At 46.3% G+C, this 11,842-nt stretch carries 9 protein-coding genes; 5 read left to right on the plus strand and 4 right to left on the minus strand.

Features of this window, described 5'->3' with window-relative positions:
- Window positions 1-237: 237 nt before the first annotated feature.
- Window positions 238-765, minus strand: coding sequence for an AAA family ATPase (locus ACQEXT_RS09190; protein ID WP_426951708.1), 528 nt, complete (start codon window positions 763-765; stop codon window positions 238-240).
- Window positions 766-964: 199 nt separating this feature from the next.
- Here ACQEXT_RS09190 and ACQEXT_RS09195 point away from each other — a divergent pair, with 199 nt between their 5' ends.
- The 5 genes from ACQEXT_RS09195 to guaD all read left to right on the plus strand — a co-directional run bounded on the left by ACQEXT_RS09195 (window position 965) and on the right by guaD (window position 8,156).
- Window positions 965-1,696 (plus strand): GntR family transcriptional regulator, encoded by a 732-nt coding sequence (locus ACQEXT_RS09195; RefSeq protein WP_426951709.1) that lies wholly within the window; start codon window positions 965-967, stop codon window positions 1,694-1,696.
- Between the two features lie 372 nt (window positions 1,697-2,068).
- Window positions 2,069-3,457, plus strand: a complete 1,389-nt coding sequence (xdhA, locus tag ACQEXT_RS09200) for a xanthine dehydrogenase small subunit (RefSeq protein ID WP_426951819.1) — start codon at window positions 2,069-2,071, stop codon at window positions 3,455-3,457.
- Complete coding sequence (gene xdhB / locus ACQEXT_RS09205; protein WP_426951710.1) at window positions 3,450-5,840, plus strand: xanthine dehydrogenase molybdopterin binding subunit; 2,391 nt, start codon at window positions 3,450-3,452, stop codon at window positions 5,838-5,840. Before xdhA ends, xdhB begins: the two co-directional genes overlap by 8 nt.
- An 86-nt stretch (window positions 5,841-5,926) precedes the next feature.
- Window positions 5,927-6,778 carry a xanthine dehydrogenase accessory protein XdhC gene (xdhC, locus tag ACQEXT_RS09210; protein WP_426951712.1) on the plus strand — a complete coding sequence of 284 codons (852 nt, stop codon included), beginning with the start codon at window positions 5,927-5,929 and terminating at the stop codon, window positions 6,776-6,778.
- A 40-nt stretch (window positions 6,779-6,818) separates the two neighbouring features.
- Window positions 6,819-8,156: a guanine deaminase gene (gene guaD, locus ACQEXT_RS09215; RefSeq protein ID WP_426951713.1), complete on the plus strand. Its 1,338-nt coding sequence runs from the start codon at window positions 6,819-6,821 to the stop codon at window positions 8,154-8,156.
- A gap of 111 nt (window positions 8,157-8,267) precedes the next feature.
- Here guaD and ACQEXT_RS09220 read toward each other — a convergent pair whose 3' ends face one another.
- From ACQEXT_RS09220 to ACQEXT_RS09230, 3 genes are all read right to left on the minus strand, one after another.
- Window positions 8,268-8,996: a transporter substrate-binding domain-containing protein gene (locus tag ACQEXT_RS09220; RefSeq protein ID WP_426951715.1), complete on the minus strand. Its 729-nt coding sequence runs from the start codon at window positions 8,994-8,996 to the stop codon at window positions 8,268-8,270.
- Between the two features lie 22 nt (window positions 8,997-9,018).
- Window positions 9,019-10,554: a methyl-accepting chemotaxis protein gene (locus ACQEXT_RS09225; RefSeq protein ID WP_426951717.1), complete on the minus strand. Its 1,536-nt coding sequence runs from the start codon at window positions 10,552-10,554 to the stop codon at window positions 9,019-9,021.
- A gap of 268 nt (window positions 10,555-10,822) precedes the next feature.
- On the minus strand, window positions 10,823-11,809 hold the full coding sequence (locus ACQEXT_RS09230) for a cytochrome-c peroxidase (RefSeq protein WP_426951718.1): 987 nt from the start codon (window positions 11,807-11,809) through the stop codon (window positions 10,823-10,825).
- Window positions 11,810-11,842 lie beyond the last annotated feature (33 nt).

The raw sequence follows: 11,842 nt of genomic DNA on the forward strand, positions 1-11,842 counted from the left end.
TCACCGTCGATAGAAATATAACATGGAGTTGGCATAGTAAAATCCTTAGAGGTTGTGTGTAATAACACTCACTCTTAATCAAAAAACGCGCCAAAATTAAAATGTATATATTTCAATAAGTTAAGAATTTATGAATATACAAGCTGAGCAACTTTTTGCTTGAATCGAGCAAAAAGTTGCCCGGAGAGAAAAGTATTTTCTACACTGTCAGTAGCGCTTTGTCCTTATAACACGTCCCTATAAATCGCATAGAAATCGTCTCGCCTCCGCAGGACTTGTCAATCTAACAAAGTGAATATGTTGATATTGAGGATTGTCCATATCTGCTAAGTACCTTGCACGATTCGAATGATAGGTTTTGATCGTCCACAATAAAATTGAATCTCTACTGAAAAATGATTTTCTCAGCGTTTCTCTATTGCCCGTGTTGGGCCACAACTCTTTGCCTGAAATTGAGCGGCTTAAAGCTCGTCTCACTGCATGAAAGAGGGTTCTCGACAATGAGTAGTCAACCCATACCACAGTATCAACGTTATGCCATTTAATGACACGAGTTCGATTGTAATTACCGTCCAGTACCCAGCTCGGCGCTTTCAGCTCATCTTCTAGGCGAGAGAAAAACTCCTCGTCACTGGACTCCTGCCAGTTCGGTTTCCAAAAAAGTCGATCCATTTCGATATGGGGGCACTCAAGGTGACGAGCTAGTTGGGCTGAAAATGTTGATTTTCCGCTACCACTGGTTCCGACTACATTGATCTTTTTCATGCCATTACTTGCCCAACTTGTTGAATATGCGCGCAGTAAAACATGTTAAATGTGCATTTTCAAACATCTAACCAATATTTGTTAACATTTCAGTCGTCTCGCTTCACAAAGCCTTCTAAGGGTAGCTAGCCACATGTATACAAAGTGAAGTATGATTGTTTTATTAGCGAAATAAATGGTTTGAGAGTGAACGCCGCTTATGGCAAATCTAAAAAATTCTGTGGCGAAAAACGTCAAGACAAAAGTCGCCGGCCAAACCCAGGATGACGTGGTTTATTGTCATATCTTTGATGCAATTCTAGAGCAGCGTCTACCTCCAGCAACAAAGCTGAATGAAGAAGCACTCGCTGAAATCTTTAGTGTCAGCCGCACCATCATACGTCGAGCGTTGCTGCGTCTATCGATGGAACAAGTTGTGAGTATTCGTCCTAACCGAGGTGCGATGGTATCTGCACCAACAAAAGATGAGGCGAAACAGATCATCAAAGCGCGTGAGGTGATGGAACTGGCGATTACCGAATTGGCGGTTGAACATGCCACACCAGCCAAAATTGAAGAGTGTCGCCGCTTAGTAGAGAAAGAGAACGACGCATTTGCCAACGGTGACTACGGTAAAGGGTTGCGTTTGTCGGGAGAATTCCATATCAAACTCGCTGAAATGGCCCACAATACGCCTTTGCTGGCATTCCAAAGGAGCTTAGTTTCTCAGACCTCTCTACTCATTGCTCAGTACGAAACTGGTAATCACGCCAACTGTTCGCTCGATGAACATTCCAACCTACTTGACGCTATAGAAGCGGGCGATGCCGCACAGGCTTTGTCTCTGATGCAGGAGCATATCAACCACATTCGGTCTCGGCTCAATCTTGACAGTAGCACTGCCTCTAATGATCTGCATGTTGTCTTCTCGGATATATTGAACCGTAAATAGTCTCTGACACTCCCCCAACCAAGACTCAAACCTAGCATCAAGCTGGGTTTTTTATCTCTCCCCTTAAGATTGTATACAAATAAAAATACAATATTAAAAATCTTTACGCTAAGAATTTTTACACAAACATAACTATCAACCCATTATTTATCAATCACTTAAGATCAACACCACCCTCTGACATGTAAAATTACAAGCCACTTATTGTTGCGCTTTTGTAAAATTAAAGTTGACCTAGGAGTCAAATTAACCAATTATTGACCCAAAGGTCAGAAAAAACATCGGAACATTAGTGTCAATGCACAAGGAGGTCTCTTGATTACTTTCCTACTCAATCAAGAACTCAGACAAGAAAGTGAACTGTCACCCAATATGACGGTTCTCCAATACCTGAGAACACAAGTACAAAAAACAGGGACAAAAGAAGGATGTGGTTCAGGAGACTGTGGCGCCTGCACCGTGGTACTTGGTGAAGTTGTTGAAGGAAAGCTTCAATACCGCTCTGTTAACTCTTGTTTGACGTTCGTCTCTAGCCTTCACGGTAAACAACTGATTACTGTTGAAGATCTAAAAAATAAAGACAAGCTTCATCCAACACAGCAAGCGATGGTCGATTTCCACGGTTCACAATGTGGTTACTGTACCCCTGGTTTCATTATGTCGATGTTCGCTTTGAGCAAAAACAAACCAGCCGCGAACAAAGAAGACGTTATGGAGTCTCTTGCCGGAAACCTATGTCGCTGCACTGGCTATCGCCCAATTGTTGATGCGGCACTTTCTTTAGTTTCCAACGAACCTTTGATGGATCAATTTGTTGAGTTGGAAAAAACCACCGTGGCTAGGTTACAAACTCTTGCGGAACAACCTGCTAGCCTAAGTCATGGCCACCTCACTGCCTATCTGCCTCGAAGCATCAACGAACTCGCAGATATCTATAGCGCCAACCCGAAAGCCAAACTGGTTGCCGGTGGCACAGACTTAGCCCTAGAAGTGACGCAGTTCCACCGTGAGATTGAGACACTTATCAACCTCAATCTAGTGGAAGATATGAAGGTATGTGAAGAGAGCGACGATGCGCTGCATATCGGTGCCAATGTTGCCATTAGCGACGCATACCAACTGCTGACCACGCATTACGCAGATTTTGGTGAACTGCTGCACCGTTTCGCTTCGCTTCAAGTTCGTAACCAAGGTACGCTAGGCGGCAACATTGGCAACGCCTCACCGATCGGTGACGCTCCTCCCCTACTGATTGCGCTCAACGCTCAAATCAAGCTACGTCGTGGTAAACAGAGCCGTATCATGCCGATTGAAGAGTACTTCATCAGCTACAAGGTAACCGCTCAGCAAGAGAGTGAATTCATTGAGCAAATTATTATTCCAAAGCCAAAAGCGAATGAGACATTCAGAGCTTACAAGCTTTCGAAACGTTTAGACGATGACATTTCTGCGGTTTGTGGTGCGTTCAATATCCAGATCGAAGATAACAAGGTCATTGGTGCTCGAATTGCCTTTGGTGGCATGGCCGCAACACCTAAACGCGCGACTCGCTGTGAAAATACTTTGCTTGGCAAAGAGTGGAATCAGGCCAACATTGATGAAGCCATGAGCGAGATCCATAACGATTTCGAGCCTCTGTCAGATTTCCGAGCAAGCAAAGAGTACCGCTCTCTTACCGCCGCGAACATGCTGCGCCGATTCTTCATAGAGCAAAACCTTCATAACAACCAGATTGAAACAAGGGTAACGTCTTATGTCTAACGCACATCATCAGACCATGACTCATGAGGAGATGGTCGCCATCGTAAAGCAGGATCTCAAAACTGGCGTTGGTAAAAGCGTAAAGCATGATAGCGCCCCAAAACAAGTGACAGGCGAAGCCATCTATATTGATGATCGTCTTGAGTTTCCAAATCAATTGCACGTCTACGCTCGACTCAGTACGCAAGCTCACGCCAAGATCACTCATATTGATGTTTCACCTTGTTATGAGTTTGAAGGTGTCGCGATTGCCATCACCCATGAGGATGTTCCTGGGCAACTCGATATCGGTGCAATTCTTCCTGGTGACCCGCTACTGGCTGATGGTCTCGTTCAGTACTACGGTCAACCTGTACTTGCTGTGGCTGCCAATGATTTGGAGACGGCTCGCAAAGCAGCAATGGCTGCGATTGTCGAGTACGAAGCGCTACCACCGGTTCTGGATGTAAAAGAAGCGTTGGAAAAAGAACTCTTCGTTACCGAAAGCCATCAACAAAAACGCGGCGACTCTGCGGCGGCGCTTGCGAAAGCAAAACACATCATCGAAGGCGATCTTGAAATCGGTGGTCAGGAACACTTCTACCTTGAGACTCAAGTCAGTAGCGTCATGCCCACCGAAGATGGCGGCATGATCGTTTATACCTCGACTCAAAACCCTACCGAAGTGCAAAAGCTGGTTGCTGAAGTGCTTGGCGTCCCGATGCATAAGGTGGTGATTGATATGCGCCGTATGGGAGGTGGTTTTGGTGGTAAAGAGACTCAGGCCGCTGCGCCAGCATGTATGGCTGCCGTTATTGCACACCTGACTAAACGCCCAACCAAAATGCGCTTACCACGCGCAGAAGATATGACAATGACGGGCAAACGTCATCCGTTTTACAACCAATACAAAATCGGTTTTGATGACAATGGCGTCATTCAGGGCGCTGAGATCATCGTGGCTGGTAACTGCGGCTACTCGCCAGATCTATCGAGTTCGATTGTTGATCGTGCCATGTTCCACTCAGACAACGCATACTATCTGGGTGATGCGACAGTGACAGGTCACCGTTGTAAAACCAACACCGCCTCAAACACAGCTTATCGAGGATTTGGTGGCCCACAAGGGATGATGACCATCGAGCATATTATGGATGAAATTGCCCGTTACCTTGGCAAAGATCCGCTCGAAGTCCGCAAAGCAAATTACTACGGTGGCGAGGGACGTGATGTCACTCACTACTACCAGACGGTTGAAGATAACTTCTTGCCTGAGATCACCGAACAGTTAGAACAAAGTAGTGACTATCACGCGCGTCGTAAAGCCATTGCTGAGTTTAACAAGCAAAGCCCGATCTTAAAAAAAGGCCTTGCGATCACTCCGGTGAAATTTGGTATTTCATTCACTGCGACTTTCCTAAATCAGGCTGGTGCGCTCATTCACATTTACACCGATGGCAGTATTCATCTTAACCACGGCGGTACTGAAATGGGACAGGGTCTAAATATCAAAGTGGCACAAATTGTTGCACAGGAGTTCCAAGTTGATGTTGAACGTATCCAAATCACCGCTACCAATACCGACAAAGTACCGAACACATCGCCGACCGCAGCCTCATCGGGCACCGATCTCAACGGTAAAGCAGCCCAGAACGCCGCTCTGACGATAAAACAACGACTAATAGACTTCGCGTCAAGTCACTTTAAAGTCTCACCTGAAGAGGTCATCTTCAAAAATGGCATGATCATGATTCGTGATGAAATCATGACCTTTGAATCCTTTGTTCAGTTGGCCTACTTCAATCAGGTGTCACTCTCAAGTACCGGTTTCTACCGCACGCCTAAGATTTATTACGATCATGAGAAAGCACGTGGTCGTCCGTTCTACTACTACGCCTACGGTGCATCATGCTCCGAAGTGATTGTTGATACCTTAACGGGAGAATACAAAATCCTTCGCGCCGACATTCTTCACGATGTAGGGGCTTCGCTAAACCCAGCGATTGATATCGGCCAAGTTGAAGGTGGATTCCTGCAAGGTGTTGGGTGGTTAACAACCGAAGAGTTAGTGTGGAATGAGCAAGGGCGTCTGATGACCAATGGTCCTGCAAGCTACAAAATCCCAGCGATTGCGGATATGCCGATAGAGTTCCATACCCACCTTCTGGAAAACCGAGCCAATCCAGAAGATACCGTGTTTAACTCTAAGGCCGTCGGTGAACCCCCATTCATGCTTGGCATGTCTGTTTGGAGCGCCCTGAAAGACGCCATTTCTTATGTCGCCGTGGAAGGTGCTATTGCAAAACTTGATACACCCGCAACACCTGAGCGAGTGTTAATGGCGATTCAGAAAGTCACCCAGCCCCAAGCACAATCTGCATTGCAGACTGCTGAGAAGGCTTAACACACGCTAACAGGTCACTCCCAAGCCAGCAGTATGGGAGTGAAGAAAAGATTTGAGCGTCAGCTCAACCGTTCAAGGAGAGACGTATGTTTAAGGACAATTGGATTCATGAACTGGCACAACTAGAGAAAAACAGCGAACCTTGCGTAATGGTGACTGTATTGGAAGACCGTGGCTCTGTGCCAAGGGATGCAGGCACCAAAATGCTGGTCACCAGAGACAGATTGATCGCCACCATTGGTGGTGGTCATCTCGAGCATGTCGCGACCAAGATGGCGCGTGAAATGCTTATCTCGGGAGAAGGTGCACTGAAAGTTGAACGTTTTAACCTTGGGGCTCGCTTAGGTCAGTGTTGTGGCGGAATGGCAACTCTGAGCTTTGAACCCATTGGCACCACGCAAAAACATCTAGTCGTATTCGGTGCAGGTCATGTTGCCAAAGCCCTTTTACATATCGTCTCAACTCTTCCATTTCGTGTCACTTGGATTGATGAACGAGAAGAGGTATTCCCAGAGGAATTGCCTCGTGGCATCACAAAGTTAGTCACTGACGATCCGGTCGCTGAGGTAGCGGATATGCCACCGAACAGCTACTACCTAGTGATGACTCACAACCACCAGCTTGATTTCGATCTAGCACGAGCCATTATCGATCGTGATGACAGCCTTTACTTTGGCATGATTGGTTCGCTGACTAAACGTAAAAAGTTTGATATGCGTTTAGCCCAACGTGGATACAGTGAAAAGCAAATCAATACCATGATTTGCCCTATCGGAGTCAGCATGATTTCAGGGAAACACCCCGCAGAAATCGCCGTCTCGGTCGCTGGTGAGCTAATTGCACACTATCAAGGGATTCCACTTGAACAAAAGCGCCCAAACAGCCACATTAAAGATATACCAATGAGCGATTCTGTAATGGAAGAGAAAATCGCCTAACCCAGATTGAGGTTCTAATCGGGTTTAAAAGGAAGTAAAAATGACAACGCAACGCAACGCCTATCGTGCAGCTATTTTGCACAGCATCGCTGATCCGAAAGATGTCGGACTGGATAACTCTTACCAATTCTTTGATGACGGTATGATCGTGGTCGAGAATGGTCACATCATAGATATCGGTGCAACCGAAGACGTTCTCATTCGTCAACCTAACGACATAAACATAACTGAGTATGAAGATAAGCTCATCACTTCAGGCTTTATCGATACTCATATTCACTACCCACAAACTGGCATGATTGCCTCTTACGGCGAACAGCTACTCGATTGGCTGGAAAACTACACCTTTCCTGAAGAGCGTCGATTTAAAAACCCGGTCTACGCCCATAAAGTGGCCAAACTGTTCTTCGATGAGCTGGCGAGTAACGGAACCACGACTGCATTAGTGTTCGGAACAGTCCACAAAGAGTCTATCGATGTCTTTTTCGAAGAAGCAGAAAGACGTAACTTACGCATGATTGCGGGTAAGGTACTGATGGACAGAAATGCGCCCGATTATCTGACGGATACTCCACAATCTGGCTACCAAGCATCCAAAGAACTGATCGAGAAATGGCATAACCGTGGACGACTACTCTATGCCGTTACACCACGCTTTGCACCAACCAGTACCCCTGAGCAATTGGCGACCGTAGGTAAACTGCTAGAAGAGTATCCTGACGTTTATATGCACACTCATCTGTCTGAGAACAAGAAAGAGATTGAGTGGGTAATGGAACTGTTTCCTGAGCGTGATTCTTACCTCGATGTGTATGACCACTATGGATTACTGCATAAGCGCTCAGTGTTCGCTCACGGTATCCACCTATCAGACTGTGAATGTCAGCGACTGGCCGATACCGAGTCCGCGATTGCGTTTTGTCCTACCTCTAACTTGTTCTTAGGTTCAGGTCTATTCAAACTACCTAAGTTAGAAGAGCATGGCGTTAGAGTTGGGATGGGGACAGATGTCGGTGCGGGTACCAGCTTCTCGATTCTTCAAACGATGAGCGAAGCCTATAAAATCATGCAACTGCAACAAGAAAAGCTGCACCCGTTAAAATCGTTATTCCTTGCCACACTAGGTGGGGCGCGATCTCTTCACCTTGAAGATAAGATAGGCAACCTCGAAATCGGCAAAGAAGCGGATTTCGTAGTGCTGGATCTCCACGCAACTCAGTTAATGCGTTTTCGCATGAATCAAGCCACTACGCTTGAAGAAAAACTGTTCGTCTTAATGAGTCTCGGCGATGATCGCACCGTCTGTGAAACCTTCATCTATGGTGAGAAAGCCTACGATGCCAAAGGACAAATTGAAGTAAAGAAGAGAGCTAGCTAACCGCTAGCCCTGCAAATCAAAACAAGTTCCTTCCTGTGGTAGTCACTATTGAGCAATGAAGTGCTATCACACTGGGCCGACTGACCAGACATTCGGCCCTTTTCTCCACTGCTATTGGATACCGTATTTTGCGAGTATTTTATCGAATGTACCGTTGGCCTTTATCTCAGCTAAACCCTTATTAAATGCCTCGATATATTGCCCATTATTTGGATTCGCCAATCCAGCGGTAACATGCAATGGATTGACAGACAAAGCATTCGCGGTAAATTCAAAATCAGCCACATTCATTCCTGCGCCCGATAGAGTTGACTTGGCAACTAACTCATCCTCTAGTGTCAAATCAATCCGTTTAGCCATCAGCTTTTTAGCATTCGCCACTAAATCATTCGCTTCTGGTTTGTTGAAGTTCGTCGCCCCCAAAAACTCATCTCCATAGCCATAATTGCGGATAATCCCCACTGTTTTACCCGTCAAACTGTCCATGCCATTGTATTCAAATCCATCGCCCTTACGCTTGATGAACTTGAGTGAATTTTCGAGATAAGGGTCGCTGTAGTTGAGGAAAGAGGTTCGTTCACTCGTGAACCAAGTCGCGACCAGCACATCCACTTTTCCATCTTTGACCTCGTTCAATGCCCGAGTCCAAGGCATGATTTTGAAGTCCACCATATGTCCCTGCGTTTTAAAGGCTTCGGTAATAATCTCTACCGATACCCCCGGATTCGCCTTATCTGTCTGAACAAATGGTGCCCATGGATCTTGTGCGGCAGTAATGGTTGCCGCTTGCACAGCCGCAGACAAAAGTGCACCCACTGTTAGTAATAGAAGATTCCTCATAACATTCCCTCTGATTGGTAGGTTAAGTACGGAATTTAGCCATGTGGTTGGCAATACTTTGGCTAAGACTCAATACTTCTTCCGTTCGTTTTGCATTCTTAGTCGCACCAGATGACACCTCGTTAGTCGCTTCAGAAGCTTCAACAATCGCTCTGCTGATCTCCTCAACCGCCATTCTTTGTTCATCGGTCGCCTGTGAAATCTGGCCACTTCGGTCGGAAATAATAGTAATAAGCATCTGCACCTCACTGACCGAGCTTTGAGACTCGCTGACTCTTGAAGCGGTCGTTTCCAGCAAGGTTGCAATTCGGGTAAGTTCGTCCTCTACTGATTTGGTTGCCGCATCTAGCGCAACAATGTTTTTATGGATCTGCTCTGTGGATTGGCTGGTTTTTACCGCTAGATTTCGGACTTCATCCGCAACCACCGCAAACCCTCGCCCCTGCTCCCCTGCTCTGGCAGCCTCAATCGCCGCATTGAGTGCCAACAGGTTAGTCTGCTCGGAAATATCATTGATAACTTTCAATGAAGTCGTGATTTTTTGGCCCTCATCAATCAGGACATGCATTTCCTCGTTAACATGGTCCATCTCTTCACGCATATTGATGATGTCTCTTGCGGAGTTTTCAATCGCATCGCTGACAATAGTCGTTAACGAGGTTGCGGTATGAGCCTGCTCTGCGGTTTCAGACGCGGTATCGGCGACCGTTGACACCGATTGATTTAGCTCGGTCGCAGCGGCGGCTACGGTCGTCAACTGGTGCCTTTGTGCTTCCAGTTTTTCTGCATTGGTATGCGCCGTCGCACCATTGGCCTGCGCTTTCTCACCGAGCGCTTCCGATGAACGATTCACATCTTGCACAATCTGTCGCAGCGACTCAGTAAAACTGTTGATGCCTTCAGTAATGTCAGCAAACTCACGATACTTAGCAGGCGCGAGTTTGTTAGTCAGGTCTCCATCACCCGACGCTAAGTCTTTTATCACCTCAGTCAACTGAGAGATAGGCCTGATTACCGTCATCGCCAACACAGAGACAATAACAATTGAGATGATGATATCGAGCACGATAAGCTCAATAATGCTGGTATTCAGCGAACTAGCCAACTTGGCATCCAAAGCGCCAGTATCAAAGTAGACCACCACTTCACCCACTGAATGCTTCTCACCATATTCGACAAATATCAGACTGGCTCTAAGGCTGTTTTCAGCGAGAAATTGGGCTTTATTCACTACGTCGACGGTTTGCCGCTGTTCACCATTCCCTTGCTGAGTGAGGAACAGTAGATCCTTGCCTTCATTGTCTACTAACTGAATCGCTGCTATCTCTGGCAAATTGAGCTCTGCGGATATGGATACCTTGGCCGATTCCAGATCGAAGTCCCATACCGATTTGGGCAAACTGATCTTCATTCGTTGGGTCGTGTTTTCCACTGAATGTGCCAGTTCTTGATGCAAGTTAACTTTGAAACTCTGATATTTGATAAATGCTGACACGAGCAACACAAGGGTCAGAGCGATGATCACCTGAACTAGGAATACGACTTTTAATCTTTTCAAAACTGATCCCTTGGATGAATGAGACAGATAATTAAAAAGTAGTAATTGATTAATCAATAATCAAACAAAGTCATTAATGAGATTAAAATCTCATAAAATAAGGTTCGGGCCCGACTCAAAGTCAGAGGCGCTTATGCCATGATAAAGGCGCTAAACAAGCTCACAGAACTAGGTATGCCCGAAACGATGGTGATCGCCTAACAATTAGTCATGTTAGGCGTGTTTGTAACTGATCGGAGTGATCTTTAAAAGAGGCTTTGAAGATCGGTTAGATTTGTGGCCGCGCCGTTTCAATTGTAGACGGTGGTAAATGCGGCAAGACGATTTGCGGCAGATCACCCGTCAAAGATTTAAGAAACTCGGTGATTTTGCCAGACTCATCGTTAGTCAGCTTTTGCCCCAACTGAACGTCTGCCATCACTTCTACCGCTTCTTGAAGATCCCACACTGAGCCGTCGTGGAAGTAGGGATAGGTAAGCTCAATATTACGCAATGTCGGCACCTTAAAGACAAACTCATCGAACTCTTTGCCAGTAATTGCTTTGCGTCCTACATCTGTGTTGGCGGTTTCAAAACGCTTCACTAACCCCATTTTTTGGTACATCTGCCCTCCGGCTAAGGGGCCGCTATGACACGCCGTACACCCCTTCGCTTTGAACAGCTCGTAACCTTCCACTTGGGCCGTGGTGAGCGCGCTGTCTTCGCCTCTTAACCACAAGTCAAACGGTGCATTGGGGGTACGAAGCGTTTTCTCAAAGGTCGCGATGGCGTCCGTAACTTGCTCTAAGCTGAACTCTTCCACCCCATACGCTTGTTTGAACCAAGTGCGGTACTGAGGAATCGATTTCAAGGTGTCGATCGCCAACTGATGGGTAAATGCCATCTCTAGCGGATTCTCAATCGGCCCTGCTGCCTGCTCTTGAAGATCTTTGGCGCGACCATTCCAGAACTGCACAAAATTGAGATCCGAGTTAAATACCGTGGGTGAATTGATCGGCCCAATCGCCCATTTATGTCCAATGGAGCTTGGTAGGTTATCCACCCCACCCTTGGCCACGTTATGGCATGAGTTACACGAAATCGTGTTAGAGGCTGATAGTCGAGGCTCAAACCATAAGGTTTTTCCCAATTCAACTTTCTTCGCATCCAACCCTACAACCGGATCAATCACTTTGATCGGTTCTTGCGCCTGTCGTTCTGCCAAGGTCACAAATGACACGACGGATAAAAGACTCACTGCAATGATTTTTTTCATCGTTACTTCCTTTCTTGAGAGTTATTCCAATCT

The organism is Vibrio sp. TRT 29B02 (assembly GCF_050113655.1).
Classification (GTDB): domain Bacteria; phylum Pseudomonadota; class Gammaproteobacteria; order Enterobacterales; family Vibrionaceae; genus Vibrio.

What these genes read in the sequence shown, in the direction of transcription:
- ACQEXT_RS09190 (WP_426951708.1), bottom strand. Translation starts at nt 765, where the DNA reads ATGAAAAAGATCAATGTAGTCGGAACCAGTGGTAGCGGAAAATCAACA.
- ACQEXT_RS09195 (WP_426951709.1), top strand. Translation starts at nt 965, where the DNA reads ATGGCAAATCTAAAAAATTCTGTGGCGAAAAACGTCAAGACAAAAGTC.
- xdhA (WP_426951819.1), top strand. Translation starts at nt 2,069, where the DNA reads ATGACGGTTCTCCAATACCTGAGAACACAAGTACAAAAAACAGGGACA.
- xdhB (WP_426951710.1), top strand. Translation starts at nt 3,450, where the DNA reads ATGTCTAACGCACATCATCAGACCATGACTCATGAGGAGATGGTCGCC.
- xdhC (WP_426951712.1), top strand. Translation starts at nt 5,927, where the DNA reads ATGTTTAAGGACAATTGGATTCATGAACTGGCACAACTAGAGAAAAAC.
- guaD (WP_426951713.1), top strand. Translation starts at nt 6,819, where the DNA reads ATGACAACGCAACGCAACGCCTATCGTGCAGCTATTTTGCACAGCATC.
- ACQEXT_RS09220 (WP_426951715.1), bottom strand. Translation starts at nt 8,996, where the DNA reads ATGAGGAATCTTCTATTACTAACAGTGGGTGCACTTTTGTCTGCGGCT.
- ACQEXT_RS09230 (WP_426951718.1), bottom strand. Translation starts at nt 11,809, where the DNA reads ATGAAAAAAATCATTGCAGTGAGTCTTTTATCCGTCGTGTCATTTGTG.